Annotated in this window: 1 protein-coding gene; it reads left to right on the top strand. The window is 76.0% G+C overall.

Going from position 1 to position 17,276, the window contains the following annotated elements:
- The first annotated feature begins 74 nt into the window (after positions 1 to 74).
- The gene (locus ACIQCH_RS00540) at positions 75 to 17,243 is read left to right on the top strand and encodes a type I polyketide synthase (RefSeq protein WP_402576372.1); all 17,169 of its coding nucleotides are present in this window, start codon (positions 75 to 77) and stop codon (positions 17,241 to 17,243) included.
- Positions 17,244 to 17,276: the final 33 nt, after the last annotated feature.

A 17,276-nucleotide genomic window follows, 5' to 3' on the forward strand; every position in this document is an offset into this window, starting at 1 on the left:
CTCACGACGCGGCGGCTGCGCCCCACCCCTTCCCCCCTTTCCCACCTTCCGGCTTCTGTACGAGGGATGCACGCATGAACGAGGAAAAGCTCCGGTACTTCCTGAAGCGGGTGACCGCCGATCTCCACGAGACGCGCCGCCGGCTCCAGGAGGTCGAGTCGGAGGAGCAGGAGCCGATCGCGATCGTCGGGATGAGCTGCCGCTACCCGGGAGACGTCGAGTCCCCCGAGGACCTGTGGCGGCTGGTGTCCGAGGAGACCGACGCCATCTCTCCGTTCCCGACCGACCGGGGCTGGGACACGGGCCGGCTGTTCGACGAGGACCCGGACGGGCGGGGCACCAGCTACGTGCAGGAAGGCGGCTTCCTCCACTCGGCGAACCGCTTCGACCCGGCGTTCTTCGGGATCTCGCCCCGCGAGGCCACGGCCATGGACCCCCAGCAGCGCCTCCTCCTCGAGATCTCCTGGGAGGCCTTCGAGCGGGCGGGCATCGACCCCACCTCGGTGCGCGGCAGCCGCACCGGCGTGTTCACCGGCGTCATGTACCACGACTACGCGGCACGGCTGCGCGCCGTGCCGCCGGAGGTCGAGGGCTACCTCGGCACCGGCGCCTCCAGCAGCATCGCCTCCGGCCGCGTCTCGTACACGTTCGGCCTGGAGGGCCCGGCGCTCACCGTCGACACCGCCTGCTCGTCCTCCCTCGTCACCCTGCACCTCGCCATGCAGGCCCTCCGCAAGGGCGAGTGCTCGCTCGCCCTCGCGGGCGGCGTCACCGTCATGCCGACCCCCGGCACCTTCACCGAGTTCAGCAAGCAGCGCGGCCTGTCCTTCGACGGCCGCTGCAAGTCCTTCGCGGACGCCGCCGACGGCACCGGCTGGGGCGAGGGCGCGGGCATGCTCCTCGTCGAACGGCTCTCCGACGCCCGCCGCAACGGCCACCGCGTCCTCGCCGTGGTCCGCGGCTCGGCCGTCAACCAGGACGGCGCCAGCAACGGACTGACCGCCCCCAACGGGCCGTCCCAGCAGCGCGTCATCCGCCAGGCCCTGGCCGACGCCCGCCTCACGGCCGCCGACGTCGACGTGGTCGAGGCGCACGGCACCGGCACCACCCTCGGCGACCCCATCGAGGCGCAGGCCCTGCTGGCCACCTACGGCCGGGAGCACACCGAGGACCGCCCGCTGTGGCTGGGTTCGGTCAAGTCCAACATCGGTCACACCCAGGCCGCCGCGGGCGTCGCCGGCGTCATCAAGATGGTCATGGCGATCCGGCACGGCCGGATCCCACGGACGCTGCACGTCGACCGGCCGTCGACCAAGGTCGACTGGGCCGCGGGCGCCGTGACGCTGCTCCGCGAGACCGTGGACTGGCCCGAGACCGGACGCCCGCGGCGCGCCGCGGTGTCCTCGTTCGGCATCAGCGGTACGAACGCCCACACCATCATCGAGCAGGCGCCGCCCGCCGCGGCCGCCGGACCGGCATCCGCCGCCCCCGGCACGGACGGGGACGCCGACCCCGCCGCCGGTCCCGTCGAGACCGCCGACGCCGGTGCCGAGGCGCGTGCCGCCGCCACCGACGCCACCTCCACCGACGCCACCTCCACCTCCACCGGCACCGGCGGCACCGGCGCCGCCGGCCCCCGGCCGCCCCGCCCGGTCGTCGTCCCCCCGGTCCTGCCGTGGCCGGTGTCGGCCCGCACGGAGGAGGCCCTGCGCGCCCAGGCCGACCGCCTGCACACCCACCTGCGCGCCCACCCCGGCCACACGCCGCAGGACGTGAGCCTGACGCTGGCCACCGGCCGCGCCGCCCTCGAACACCGCGCCGTCGTCCTGGCCGGCGACCGGGAGCAGGCCCTCGCCGACCTCGCCGACCTCGCCTCGGGCGGCGACACCTCCCCGCGGGTCGTCCTCGGCGAGGCCGGGGTCCGGGGCAGGACCGCATTCCTCTTCACCGGCCAGGGCAGCCAGCGCCTCGGCATGGGCCGCGAACTGTACGACACCCACCCGGCGTTCGCCGAAGCCCTCGACGCGGTGTGCGCCGCCCTGGACCCGTACCTCGGTACCCCGCTCCGGGACGTGCTCCTCGGGGACGACGCGGCGCTGCTCGACCGCACCGAATACGCGCAGCCCGCACTGTTCGCGCTCGAGGTGGCCCTGTTCCGCCTGCTGGAGTCCTGGGGCGTGAAGCCGGACCTCCTGGCCGGCCACTCGATCGGCGAGATCGCCGCCGCGCACGTCGCGGGCGTGCTGTCGCTGGACGACGCGGGCACGCTCGTGACCGCCCGCGGCCGGCTGATGCAGGAGCTGCCGACCGGCGGCGCGATGATCGCCGTCCAGGCCACGGAGGACGAGGTCCGGCCACTGCTCGGCGACCGGGTGGGCATCGCCGCCGTCAACGGCCCCCGGTCCGTCGTCGTCTCCGGCGACGAGGCCGCGGCGGTCGCGATCGCCGGGGCCTTCGAGGCGCAGGGGCGCAAGTCCAAGCGGCTCACGGTCAGCCACGCCTTCCACTCGCCGCACATGGACGGCATGCTCGACGCCTTCCGCCGGGTCGTGGAGGAACTGTCCTTCGAGGCCCCGCGCATCCCGCTCGTGTCCTGCCTGACCGGTGCGCTCGTCACCGACGAGATGACCTCCGCCGACTTCTGGGTCCGGCACGTCCGCGAAGCCGTCCGCTTCCTCGACGCCGTCCGCGCCCTCGAGTCCGCCGGCGCGACGACGTACCTCGAACTCGGCCCCGACGGTGTCCTCTCCGCCCTCGCCCAGGACTGCCTGACCGGCGACACCACCGCGGCCGCCTTCGCCCCGGCCCTCCGCAAGGGCGCCTCCGAAGCCGCCGCGGTCACCACCGCCCTGGCCCTCGTCCACGCCCGCGGCACCGCCGTCGACTGGCACGCGTTCCACGCCGCCACCGGTGCCGCGCAGGTGGACCTGCCCACGTACGCCTTCCAGCGCGACCACTACTGGCTGGACGCCGGCACCCTCGGCGCGGACGTCGGCACCGCCGGCCTCCGGTCCGCCGACCACCCCCTCCTCGGCGCCTCCGTCGCCCTCGCCGACGCCGACGGCCTCCTCCTCACCGGTCGGCTGTCCCTCGCCACCCACCCCTGGCTCGCCGACCACCGCGTCGCGGGCGCCGCGCTGCTCCCCGGCACGGCCTTCGTCGAACTTGCGCTCCAGGCCGGTGAGAAGGCGGGCTGCGACCTGGTCGACGACCTGACCCTGGCCGCCCCGCTCGCCCTCCCCGAGGAGGGCGGCGTCGAGCTCCAGATCACGGTCGCGGCGCCCGACGCGTCGGGCCGCCGGGCCGTCGCCTTCCACTCCCGCGACGGCTTCGCCGCCGACGACGAGCCGTGGGTGCGCAACGCCACCGCGGTACTGGCCACGGCGGGGGAGGAGTCCCCGGCGTTCGACCTGACCGCCTGGCCGCCCCCCGGCGCCGAGGCCCTCGACGTCGAGTCCCTGTACGACGTCCTCGCCGACGCGGGCTTCGGCTACGGGCCGGTGTTCCAGGGGCTGCACGCCGCCTGGCGGCACGGCGACGACGTGTACGCGGAGGTCGGCCTCGGATCCGGGACCGAGCCCGGCGCCGAGCGGTTCACCCTCCACCCGGCCCTCCTCGACTCCGTCCTGCACGCCGTCAACCTGGGCTCGCTGGTGGCGGACACCGGCCGGGGACGGCTGCCGTTCTCCTGGTCCGGGGTCTCGGTGTACGCGGCCGGGGCGGACGCCCTCCGCGTCCGGCTCTCGCGCGCCGGCCGCGACGCGGTCCGGCTGGAGCTCGCCGACGCGGCGGGCGCACCCGTCGCCTCGGTCGACGCCCTCGCGCTGCGCGCCTTCTCGCCCGAGCAGTTCGGCCGGCCGGCCCACGGCCGCGCCGACGCCCTCTACCGCGTGGAGTGGGTCGAACCTGCTGCGGCGGGCGGCCCCTTCGACGACTGGATGCTGCTCGGCGAGGGCACCCAGGCCTTCGCGGACCTGGCTGCCCTGGGCACCGCCGTCGTCAACGGCGGCCGGATCCCGTCGGCGCTCGTCGTACCCTGCACGGAGTCCGCGGCCGGCGACGTGGCCGCCGGCGCGCACGCGGCGGCGGGCCGCGCCCTGTCGCTGGTGAAGGAGTGGCTGGCCGACGACCGGTTCGCGGACGGTCGCCTCGTCCTCCTGACGCGGGGCGCGGTGGCCGCCGTACCCGGCGAGGGCCCGTCGGACCTGGTGCACGCCCCGGTGTGGGGCCTGGTCCGGTCGGCGCAGTCCGAGAACCCCGGCCGGATCGTCCTGGTCGACCTCGACCTCGACCCCGACCTCGACGCCGATGCGGACGCCGCCCAGGGGATCGCGGCGGCGCTCGCCCCGGGCGAGTCCGAGGTCGCCGTGCGCGGGGGCAGGGTCCTCGTGCCGCGGCTGGCCCGTGCCGACGCGGCCGCCGGCTCCGCTCCTGAGTGGGGTGGGGACGGCACGGTGCTGGTGACGGGTGCGAGCGGTTCGCTCGGCGCCCTGTTCGCCCGTCATCTCGTCACCGAGCACGGCGTACGGCACCTGCTGCTGGTCAGTCGTCGTGGTGGAGCGGCCCCGGGTGCGGTGGAGTTGGCGGCGGAGCTGGCGGGTCTGGGCGCCGAGGCGACCTGGGCGGCGTGCGACGTGGCCGACCGGGAGGCGCTGGCGGCCGTTCTGGCCGGGGTCCCGGCCGAGCATCCGCTGACCGCCGTGGTGCACACGGCCGGCGTCCTGGACGACGGTGTGGTCGGCTCGTTGACGGCCGAGCGGCTGTCGGCAGTGTTGCGGCCGAAGGTGGACGCGGCGTGGCACCTGCACGAGCTGACCCGTGACCTGGAGTTGTCGGCGTTCGTGCTGTTCTCGTCCGCCGCCGGTGTGTTCGGTGGTGCGGGTCAGGCCAACTACGCGGCGGCCAACACCTTCCTCGACGCCCTGGCCGCCCACCGCCGGGCGACCGGTCTCGCCGGCACATCGCTGGCCTGGGGTCTGTGGTCCGAGGTGGGCGGCATGGGCGACGCGCTCGCCGCCGACGAGGTCGCGCGCCTGGGCCGCGGCGGCGTCGGCGCCATCGGTGCCGCCGAGGGCGCGGCGCTCTTCGACGCGGCGTGCGCCGCCGACCAGGCGCTCCTCGTCCCGGTGAAGCTGCACCTGCCCGCACTCCGCGCCCGGGCCGGGACCGGCATGCTCCCGCCGCTCCTGTCGGGCCTGGTGCGGACGCCCGCACGCCGTGCGGCCCGCGCCGCCGGCGGGGCGTTCGCCCGCCAGCTGGCCGCTCTGCCGCAGGACCGGCGGCAGGCCGCCGTCGCCGAGCTGGTCCGCGGCCAGGTGGCCGCGGTGCTCGGCTTCGCCGGCCCCGAGGCGGTCGACCCGGCACGGTCGTTCAACGAGGTCGGCTTCGACTCGCTCACGGCGGTCGAACTGCGCAACCGGCTCGGCGCCGCCACCGGCGTCCGCCTGCCCGCCACCCTCGTCTTCGACTACCCGACCCCGGCCGTCCTGGCGGAGTACCTCCTCGCCGAACTGCTCGGCGCCCGGGAGACCGCGGCCGCCACGACGCCGGCGCCCGGCGCCGCGTACGACGACGAGCCGATCGCGATCGTGGCGATGTCCTGCCGCTTCCCGGGTGGTGTGCGGTCCCCCGAGGACCTGTGGCAGCTCGTCCTCGACGGCCGCGACGCGATCACGGACATGCCGGACGACCGCGGCTGGGACCTCGCCGGCCTGTTCAGCGCGGACCCCGACGAGGCCGGTACGAGCTACAGCACCGCCGGCGGCTTCCTGCACGACGCCCACCACTTCGACCCGCTGTTCTTCGGCATGTCGCCGCGCGAGGCCCTCGCCACCGACCCGCAGCAGCGGCTGCTGCTGGAGGCGTCCTGGGAGGCGTTCGAGCGGGCCGGCATCGACCCGGCGTCGATGCGCGGCAGCCGTACCGGCGTCTTCGCCGGCGTGATGTACAACGACTACGGCACGCTCCTGCACCGCGCCCCCGCCGGTCTCGAGGGCTACATGGGGACCTCCAGCTCGGGCAGCGTCGCGTCCGGCCGCGTCTCGTACACCTTCGGGCTGGAGGGGCCGGCCGTCACGGTCGACACCGCCTGCTCCTCCTCCCTCGTCACCCTGCACCTGGCCGCCCAGGCGCTGCGCAACGGCGAGTGCGACCTCGCGCTCGCCGGCGGCGTGACCGTGATGGCCACCCCGGGCACCTTCATCGCCTTCAGCCGCCAGCGCGGCCTGGCCACGGACGGCCGTTGCAAGCCCTTCGCGGCCGGGGCCGACGGCACCGCCTGGGGCGAGGGCGTCGGCATGCTGCTCGTCGAGCGGCTCTCGGACGCCCGCCGCAACGGGCACCGGGTGCTGGCGGTGGTGCGCGGTTCCGCGGTCAACCAGGACGGTGCCTCCAACGGCCTGACGGCCCCGAACGGCCCCTCCCAGCAGCGCGTCATCCGGCAGGCGCTGGCCAACGCCGGTCTGACCGCCGCGGAGGTCGACGTGGTCGAGGCGCACGGTACGGGCACCACGCTCGGGGACCCGATCGAGGCGCAGGCGCTGCTGGCCACCTACGGCCGGGAGCGCGCCGCCGACGAGCCGCTGTGGCTGGGTTCGGTCAAGTCCAACATGGGCCACACGCAGGCCGCCGCCGGTGTCGCCGGTGTCATCAAGATGGTCGAGGCGATGCGCCACGGGGTGCTGCCGAAGACCCTGCACGTCGACGAGCCCACCCCGCACGTGGACTGGTCCGAGGGCGCCGTCGCGCTGCTCACCGAGACCGTGACCTGGCCGGAGACGGGCCGCCCGCGCCGCGCGGCCGTGTCGTCCTTCGGCATCAGCGGCACGAACGCCCACACGATCATCGAGCAGGCCCCGGACGAGGCCCCGGTGCCCGACGCCGCGGCGACGGGCCGCTCGACGCCGGCCCCGTCCGTGCTGCCGTACCTGGTGTCCGCCAAGTCCGACGACGCGCTGCGCGCACAGGCGGCCCGCCTGCGCGCCCGCCTCGCCGACGCGTCCGAGACCCCCGAGATCGACGTCGCCTGGTCGCTGGCCACGCGCCGGGCGGCCTTCGACCACCGTGCGGTGGTCGTGGCCGGGGACCGGGACGAGCTGCTGCGGGGCCTGTCCGCGCTCGCGGACGGCGACCCGGCGGAATCCGGAGTCGCACGCCACACCGTGGCCGCCACGGGGGCGGGGAAGCTGGCCTTCCTGTTCACGGGTCAGGGTAGTCAGCGCCTCGGTGCGGGGCGTGAGCTGTACGACACTCAGCCGGCGTTCGCGGCGTCCTTGGACGCGGTGTGCGCGGAGCTGGACCCGCGGCTCGAGCTGCCTCTGAAGGAAGTCCTGTTCGGTGCGGACGCGACCGTGCTGGACCGGACGGAGTACGCCCAGCCGGCGCTGTTCGCGATCGAGGTGGCGCTCTTCCGGCTCCTCGAGAGCTGGGGCGTGCGGCCGGACTTCGTCTCCGGTCACTCGATCGGCGAGATCGCCGCCGCCCACGTGGCCGGCGTCATCTCCCTGGCCGACGCGTGCGAACTCGTCGCAGCACGCGGCCGGTTGATGCAGGCCCTGCCGACCGGCGGCGTGATGATCGCGGTCCAGGCCTCCGAGGCGGAGGTCGCGCCGCTGCTCACCCGGGGCGTGGGCATCGCCGCGGTCAACGGACCGCAGGCCGTCGTGGTCTCCGGCGATGAAGACGCGGCCGCAGTGATTGCCGGGGCCTTCGAGGCGCAGGGTCGCAAGACCAAGCGGCTCACGGTCAGCCACGCGTTCCACTCGCCGCTCATGGACGGGATGCTGGCCGACTTCCGCGAGGTCGCGGAGGGGCTGTCGTTCGAGGCGCCCCGCATTCCGGTCGTGTCGAACCTGACCGGTGCCGTGGTGACCGACGAGATGGGTGCGGCGGACTTCTGGGTGCGGCACGTCCGGGAGGCCGTCCGCTTCCTCGACGGCATCCGCACCCTGGAGACCGCCGGGGTGACGACGTACCTCGAACTCGGCCCCGACGGCGTGCTGTCGGCGACGGCCCAGGACTGCCTGACCGCCGAGGACACCGGATCGGCCGCCTTCGTCCCGACCCTGCGCAGGGACCGTACCGAGGCGGAGAGCACCACCACCGCCCTCGCCGTGGTCCACGTCCGGGGAGGCTCCGTCGACTGGGGGAACTGGTTCGAGGGCACCGGTGCCCGGAGCACCGACCTGCCGACCTACGCCTTCCAGCACGAGCGGTACTGGATCGACGTCCCCCCGGGCGCCTTCGCCGACGCGGCGGCGGCCGGCCTGCGGTCCGCCGCCCATCCGCTCCTCGGCGCCGCCGTCACCCTCGCCGACGCCGACGGCCTGCTCCTCACCGGCCGGCTGTCCCTCGCCACCCACCCGTGGCTCGCGGACCACCGGGTGATGGGTTCGGTGCTCCTGCCCGGCACGGCCTTCGTCGAGCTGGCCCTGCGGGCGGGGGAGCGGACTGGATGCGACCTCGTGGACGAACTGACCCTCGCCGCACCCCTGGTGCTCCCGGAGGACGGCGCGGTCGAGCTGCAGGTCTCCGTCGGCGCGCCCGACGACGCCGGTCGCCGCCCGGTCGTCTTCCACTCCCGTGACGCCCGGGCCGAGGACGAGGAGCCGTGGACCCGCAACGCGACCGCGACGCTGGGCGCGGCCGAAGGCGCGGCACCGGCGTTCGACCTCACGGCATGGCCCCCGGCGGGGGCGGAGCAGGTTCCCGTCGACGGACTGTACGAGGGCCTGGCGGACGCCGGCTTCGGGTACGGGCCGGTGTTCCAGGGCCTGCGGGCCGCCTGGCGGCGCGGCGACGACGTGTTCGCCGAAGTCGCCCTGGACGCCGGAACGGAGTCCGACGCCGCACGGTTCACCGTCCACCCGGCGCTCCTCGACTCCGTCCTCCACGCCATCGGGCTCGGCCCGCTCGTGGCGGAGTCCGGTGAAGCACGGCTTCCGTTCTCCTGGTCCGGTGTCGCCGTGCACTCCGCCGGGGCCGACGCCCTCCGCGTCCGGCTCTCGCGCGCCGGCCGGGACGCGGTGCGCCTGGAGATCGCCGACACCACCGGCGCACCCGTCGCCACGGTGGACGGCCTCGCCCTGCGGGCCTTCTCGCCCGACCGGCTCGGCGCCGGGGCGCCGGGGCTGCGCGACTGCCTCTTCCGCGTGGACTGGGTCGGTCAGGCTCCTGCCGACCGGTCCGCGGCCGCCGGGGACTGGCGGTTCCTCGACGCGGGCGAGGGCGACGACGCGGTGCGTGTGCTCGCGGACCTCGACGAGGTCCCGTCGGTGCTGGTCGTGTCCTGCGCCGAGCCCGCCGCTGCCGCTGCCGCTGCCGCTGCCGGCGCGGACGCCGACGCCGACGTCGCCGGGGCGGTGCACGCGGCGACCGCCCGCGCGCTCGCGCTCGTCCGGCAGTGGCTGGCCGACGAGCGGTGCGCCGACGCCCGCCTGGCGTTCGTGACGCGGGGCGCGGTGGCCGCCGTACCGGGGGAGGACCCCGCGGACCTGGTGCACGCCGCCGTGTGGGGACTGGTCCGGTCGGCGCAGTCGGAGAACCCCGACCGCTTCGTCCTCGTCGACGTGGACGAAGCGGCGGGGGTCGAGGCCGGCCTCTCGTTCGTCCTGGCCTCGGGTGAGTCCGAGGTGGCGGTGCGCGGGGGTGAGGTGCTGGTGCCGCGGCTGGCCCGGGCCGGTGTGGCGGTCGCCGACGAGACCCCTGCGTGGGGTGGGGACGGCACGGTGCTGGTGACGGGTGCGAGCGGTTCGCTCGGCGCCCTGTTCGCCCGTCATCTCGTCACGGAGCACGGTGTGCGGCGCCTGCTCCTGGTGTCGCGTCGTGGTGGAGCGGCGCCGGGTGCGGTGGAGTTGGCGGCGGAGCTGTCGGGTCTGGGTGCCGAGGTGACCTGGGCGGCGTGTGACGTGGCCGATCGGGAGGCGCTGGCGGCCGTTCTGGCCGGTGTTCCGGCGGAGTATCCGCTGACCGCCGTGGTGCACACGGCCGGTGTCCTGGACGACGGTGTGGTGGGTTCGTTGACGGCCGAGCGGCTGTCGGCGGTCCTGCGCCCCAAGGTCGATGCGGCGTGGCACCTGCACGAGCTGACCCAGGACCTGGACCTGTCGGCGTTCGTGTTGTTCTCGTCCGCCGCCGGTGTGTTCGGTGGTGCGGGGCAGGCCAATTATGCGGCGGCCAACACCTTCCTCGACGCCCTGGCCGCCCACCGCCGGGCGACCGGTCTCGCCGGCACATCGCTGGCCTGGGGCCTGTGGTCCGAGGTGGGCGGCATGGGCGACGCGCTCGCCGCCGACGAGGTCGCGCGGATGAACCGGGGCGGCGTACGGGCCCTGAGCGCCGCCGAGGGCCTGGCCCTGTTCGATGCCGCGTCGGGCGCCGGACGTTCCGCCCTGCTCGTCCCGGTGAAGCTGGACCTGCCCGCCCTCCGCGCCGCCGGGGGCGCCGGGATGCTGCCGCCGCTGCTCTCCGGCCTGGTACGGGTGCCCACGCGCCGTGCCGCCCGGAACGGAACGGCCGCGGGCGGTGCGTTCGCCCGCCACCTGGCCGGACTGGGTGCCGACGAGCGGGCGGTCGCGGTTCTGGAGCTGGTTCGCGGCCAGGTGGCCGCGGTGCTCGGCTTCGCCGGCCCCGAGGCGGTCGACCCGGCACGGTCGTTCAACGAGGTCGGCTTCGACTCGCTCACGGCGGTCGAACTGCGCAACCGGCTCGGCGCCGCCACCGGCGTCCGCCTGCCCGCCACCCTCGTCTTCGACTACCCCAACCCCTCCGTCCTCGCCGACTTCCTGCACGCCGAACTCCTCGGCGGCCAGGACACGGCAGCCACCGCGACGCCGGCCGCCGGCGCCGCGCACGACGACGAGCCGATCGCGATCGTCGCCATGGCGTGCCGCTTCCCGGGCGGCGTCAGCTCGCCGGAGGACCTCTGGCGGCTCGTCAGCGAGGGCCGCGACGCCATCTCCGACCTGCCCGACGACCGCGGCTGGGACCTCTCCGGAGTGCTCGACCCGGACCGTCCGGACACCGGATTCAGCCCGACCGGCGGCTTCCTCTACGACGCGCACCACTTCGATCCGACCTTCTTCGGCATCTCGCCGCGCGAGGCCCTCGCCACCGACCCCCAGCAACGCCTGCTGCTGGAGACCACGTGGGAGGCCTTCGAGCGCGCCGGCATCGACCCGGCGAGCATGCGCGGCAGCCGCACCGGCGTCTTCGCCGGCGTGATGTACAACGACTACGGCACGCTGCTCCACCGCGCCCCGGAAGGGCTCGAGGGGTACATGGGCACCGCCAGCTCGGGCAGCGTGGTCTCCGGCCGCGTCTCGTACACCTTCGGGCTGGAGGGGCCGGCCGTCACGGTCGACACCGCCTGCTCCTCCTCCCTCGTCACCCTGCACCTGGCCGCCCAGGCGCTGCGCAACGGCGAGTGCGACCTCGCGCTCGCCGGCGGCGTCACGGTGATGGCCACGCCGGGCACCTTCCTCGCCTTCGGCGTCCAGCGCGGTCTGGCGACCGACGGCCGTTGCAAGCCCTTCGCGGCCGGGGCCGACGGTACCGCCTGGGGCGAGGGCGTCGGCATGCTCCTCGTCGAGCGGCTCTCGGACGCCCGCCGCAACGGCCACCCCGTCCTCGCCGTGGTCCGCGGCTCCGCCGTCAACCAGGACGGCGCCAGCAACGGCCTGACCGCCCCCAACGGCCCCTCCCAGCAGCGCGTCATCCGGCAGGCCCTCGCCTCCGCCGGACTCACCGCGGCCGAGGTGGACGCCGTCGAGGCCCACGGCACCGGCACCACCCTCGGCGACCCGATCGAGGCCCAGGCCCTGCTGGCCACCTACGGCCGGGAGCACACGGACGAGCAGCCGCTCTGGCTCGGCTCGGTCAAGTCCAACTTCGGGCACACGCAGGCCGCCGCCGGCGTCGCCGGCGTCATCAAGATGGTCCAGGCGATCCGGCACGGAGAACTGCCCCGCACCCTGCACGTCGACGAGCCCACCCCGCACGTGGACTGGACCGCGGGATCGGTCGCGCTCCTCGAATCGGCCGTCGCCTGGCCGGAGACGGGCCGCCCGCGCCGCGCGGCCGTGTCGTCCTTCGGGATCAGCGGCACCAACGCGCACACGATCATCGAGCAGGCCCCCGAACCGGCGGCACCCGCGGCCCCGGCCCCCACGGTCGACGACGACGCCGCCCCCGCCGCGGACGACGACGCCACCGCGCTGCCCTACGTCCTGTCCGCGAAGACGGCCGACGCCCTGCGCGGCCAGGCGGCCCGCCTGCGGGCCCGTCTGGCCGAGCCGGACGCTCCCGCACTCGCCGACGCGGCCTTCTCGCTCGCCACCACGAGGGCCGTGTTCGACCACCGCGCGGTGGTCGTGGCCCGGGGCCGGGACGAACTGCTCCGGGGCCTGACCGCCCTCGACGACGGGACCGCGGCGGCCGGCGTGGCCCGCGGCACCGCCGGCAGCGGCAAGACGGCGTTCGTCTTCCCGGGCCAGGGCTCCCAATGGGCCGGCATGGCGGTGGAACTGCTCGACACCGCACCGGTGTTCGCCGCCCGGATCCGGGACTGCGCCCGGGCCCTCGAGCCCTTCACCGACTGGTCGCTCACCGACGTCCTGCGCGGTGCGCAGGGCGCGCCGTCCCTGGACCGGGTCGACGTGGTGCAGCCGGCGCTCTTCTCGGTGATGGTGTCGCTGGCGGAGCTCTGGCGCTCCGCGGGCGTCCGCCCCGCGGCCGTGGTCGGCCACTCGCAGGGCGAGATCGCCGCCGCGTGCGTGGCGGGGATCCTCTCCCTTGAGGACGCGGCCCGGGTCGTGGCCCTGCGCAGCCGGGCCATCGGGCGCGTCCTCGCGGGACGGGGCGGCATGGTGTCGGTGCCGCTGCCCGCGGCGGACGTGCGCGAGCGGATCGCCCCCTGGGGCGAGGACCGCATCTCCGTCGCCGCGGCCAACGGCCCGTCCTCGGTGGTCGTGTCCGGCGAGGCCGATGCCCTGGACGAGTTCCTCGCCGCCTGCGGGGCGGACGGAGTGCGCGCGAAGCGGATCGCGGTGGACTACGCCTCCCACTCCGCGCAGGTCGACCTCCTCGCGGAGGAGCTGGCCGGGCTGCTCGCACCGATCACCCCCCGGCCCGCCGAGATCCCCCTCCTGTCCACCGTCACGGGGGAGTGGGTGCAAGGCCCCGAGCTCGACGCCGGGTACTGGTTCCGCAACCTGCGCCGGACCGTCGAGCTGGAGGACGCCACCCGCACCCTCCTCGACCGGGGCTTCGACGTCTTCGTCGAGTCCAGCCCCCACCCCGTGCTGACGGTCGGCCTCCAGGAGACGGCCGAGCACGCCGGGCGCGAGGCGGCCGTCCTCGGCTCCCTGCGCCGCGACGAAGGCGGCCTCGACCGCTTCCGGCTCTCCCTGGCCGAGGCGCACGTCCGCGGTGTGCCGGTCGACTGGGACGCCGTCCTCGCCGGCACCGGCGCCCGGCGCGTCGACCTGCCCACGTACGCCTTCCAGCGCGAGCGCTACTGGATCGACGTGCCGACCGGCGGGACCGGTGACGTGGCCTCCGCCGGACTGGACGCGGCCGAGCACCCACTGCTCGGAGCCGCCGTCGAACTGCCCGACTCCGAGGGGCTCCTGTTCACCGGCCGCCTCTCCCTGCGCACCCACCCCTGGCTGGCCGACCACCGGGCGGCGGACGCCGCCCTGCTGCCGGGCACCGCCTTCGTGGAACTCGCCCTGCACGCCGGCCGGCGCGTCGGGAGCGTCCTCCTCGAAGAGCTCACCCTGGAAGCGCCCCTGGTGCTCCCCGAGCACGGTGCGCTCCAGCTCCGCGTGTCCGTGGCGGAGCCCGACGGCACCGGCCGGCGGGCCCTGGGCGTGCACACGCGCCCGGAGAGCGCGGGCGGCGAGGACGGCCGGGTCCAGGACGAGCCGTGGACCCGGCACGCCACCGGCGTGCTCGGGGCGTCCGACGCGCCGGCCCCGGCGCCCGACGCGGCGCCCGGCACCTGGCCGCCGGCGGGCGCCGAGCGGCTCGACGTGACCGACCTCTACGAGCTGTTCGCCGCGGGCGGGTACGCGTACGGCCCCGCGTTCCGCAACCTCAGGGCCGCCTGGCGGCGCGGCGACGAGCTCTTCGCCGACCTCACCCTGCCCGAGGGCGCCGATGCCGGGGCCGCACACTTCGCGGTCCATCCCGCACTGCTCGACGCGGGCCTGCACGGCCTCGCGCTGGGCTCCTTCTTCCCGGAGGACGGGGAGCAGGGCGACGGAGCCGTCCGGATGCGGCTGCCGTTCTCCTTCACCGGCGTCGGACTGCACGCCGTCGGCGCCGGCGCCCTCCGGGTGAGGCTGGCCCCCGCCGGCCCCGGGGCGGTGTCCCTCACGGCCTTCGACGAGCAGGGCGGAGCGGTCGTCTCGGTGGAGTCGCTGCTGCTGCGCGAACTCGACCCCGCCCGACTCCGGGCGGCCGGGTCCGCGTTCCACCCGTCGCTGTTCCGACTCGAGTGGCCCGCCGTGACGGCGCCCCCCGCCGCGGACGGCGGACGCTGGGCCGTCGTCGGCACGGACGTCCTCGGGCTGGAGGCCGCGCTGGGCGCGGCCGGCCTGACCGTCGACGCCTACGCCGACCTGGACGCCCTCGCCGGGGTGGTGGCCGCCGGGAAGCCGCGGCCGGACACCGTCCTGGTCCCGTTCGCCGCCGCGCCCGAGGTGCTCCGCGCGGTCCGCGCGAACGCCGTGCCGGACGCCGGGACCGCCGTGCCGGACGCCGCCGGGACCGCCGGGGCGGCCCGCCGTGCGGCCCGGGACGCCCTCGGCCTCGTGCAGGACTGGCTGGCCGGGGACCAGCTCGAAGGGACCCGCCTGGCCGTGGTCACCCGGGGGGCCGTCGAGGCGCGCCCGGGCGAGGGCGTGCCCGACCTGGCGCACGCGCCGGTCTGGGGCCTGTTGCGGTCCGCGCAGTCGGAGAACCCGGACCGGTTCCTGCTCCTCGACCTCGACGCCGCCCAGCCGGGCGGCCCGGACGGCACCGACCCCGAAGACCGACCGGTCCGCACGGCCGGGGACGCTCCGGCGGACCTCGGCGCGCTGCTGGCCGCCGCCGCGGCCACCGGCGAACCCCAGCTCGCCGTACGGGACGGAGCCCTGCACGCCGCCAGGCTCGCCAGGGTTCCCGCGGACCGTCCCGGCCCGGGTACGGACGCCGGCGACACGACCGACACCGCACCGGGCGCCGGACACGACGCCGTCCCCGCCGGACTCGACCCCGAGGGCACCGTCCTCGTCACCGGCGGCACCGGGGTGCTCGGCAGCCTGCTGGCCCGCCACCTGGTGACGCACCACGGCGTCCGGCGCCTGCTGCTGACCAGCCGTCGCGGCCCCGGCGCCGCCGGCGCCGCCGCACTCGTCGGCGCACTGGCCGCACTGGGAGCCGAAGCCGAGGTCGTCGCCTGCGACGCCGCCGACCGGGAGGCGCTGGCCGCGCTCCTGGCGGCCGTCCCGGCCGCGCACCCGCTGACCGCCGTGGTCCACGCCGCGGGCCACCTCGACGACGGATCCGTACCGTCCCTGACACCGGAGCGGCTCGACGCGGTGCTGCGCCCGAAGACGGACGCCGCCCTGCACCTGCACGAGCTGACCCGGGAGGCGGACCTCGCCGCGTTCGTGCTGTTCTCCTCCGCCGCCGGCACCCTCGGCAGCCCCGGCCAGGCCAACTACGCCGCGGCCAACGCGTTCCTCGACGCCCTCGCGCAGCACCGGCGGGCGGCCGGACTGCCCGCCGTGTCGCTGGCCTGGGGCCTGTGGGAGCAGCGCAGCGAGATGACCGGCGACCTCACCGACGCCGACGTCCGGCGGATGGCACGGGCCGGACTGGCACCCCTGTCGTCCACCGAGGGCCTCGCCCTCTACGACACGGCGTCGGGCCTGGCGGACCGCGGCGGCGTCTTCGTCGCCATGCACCTGGACACGGCACCGCTGCGGGCCCAGGCGGACGCGGGAGCCCTCCCGGCCGTCTTCCACGGCCTGGTGCGCGGCGGACCGCGCCGGGCCGCGGCCCACGGGGCGGCCGGCGCCTCCGCGTCCGCCGCCGCGCGACGCCTCCAGGGCCTGTCCGCGCTGCCGGAGGAGGAGCAGGAGCGGATCCTGCTGGAGGTGGTGCGGGCCACGGCCGCCGCCGTGCTCGCCTACCCCTCGCCCGAGGCGGTCGGGGAGTCCCAGCAGTTCCTGGAGCTCGGCCTGGACTCCCTGACCGCGGTCGAGCTGCGCAACCAGCTGAACGCGGCGACGGGCCTGCGGCTGCCCGCCACCCTGCTCTTCGACCACCCGACCCCGCTGCTGGTCGCGGAGCGGCTGCGCACCGAGCTCGCCGGCACCGCGGGCGGCGCCGGCGCGGCGGAAGCGGACGGGGCGGACGCGGCCGAGACCGGCGGCACGTTCGGGGCGATGCTCCACGAGGCCGGCGCGCAGGGTGCGTCCGGCCCGTTCATGGAACTGCTGATGCAGGCCTCGCGGTTCCGGCCGTCCTTCGCCTCACCGGCCGAACTCCGCAAGGCGCCCGCCCTGGTGCGCCTCTCCCGCGGGGAGACGGGCCCCGGCCTGGTGTGCTTCTCGTCGATCCTGTCCATCTCCGGGCCGCACCAGTACGCCCGGTTCGCGTCCGCGTACCGCGGCCGGCGCGACGTCCACGCGATGGCCGCGCCCGGGTTCGTCCGGGGCGAGCAGCTGCCCGCCACCGCCGAGGCGGTGATCGAGGCGAAGACCGAGGCCGTCCTGCGGCACGTCGACGGAGCGCCGTTCGTCCTCCTCGGCCACTCCTCGGGCGGCATCTTCGCCCACGCCGTGGCCGGCAGGCTGGAGGACGCCGGGGTCTTCCCGGAGGCCGTGGTCCTGATCGACATCTACTCGCACGACGACGACGCGATCCTCGGCATCCAGCCGGGACTGGCCAAGGGCGTCGACGAGCGGCAGGACACCCACGTGCCGGTCGACGACCACCGGCTGCTGGCGATGGGCGCCTACTTCCGGCTGTTCGGCGGCTGGAAGCCACAGGAGATCAAGACGCCCACCCTGCTGGTACGGGCCGAGGAGCGGTTCTTCGACTGGACCCGGCCGGCGGACGGCGACTGGCGCTCCTACTGGGACCTCGAGCACGGCGTCCTGGACGTGCCCGGCAACCACTTCACCATGATGGAGCGGCACGCGGACACCACCGCACGGGCCGTGGAGGGCTGGCTGGACGCCCGGCGCTGAGGCCGGCGCGGCGGCACGACGAAGGCCGGACCC

Source organism: Streptomyces sp. NPDC093225 (assembly GCF_044753805.1).
Lineage (GTDB): Bacteria > Actinomycetota > Actinomycetes > Streptomycetales > Streptomycetaceae > Streptomyces.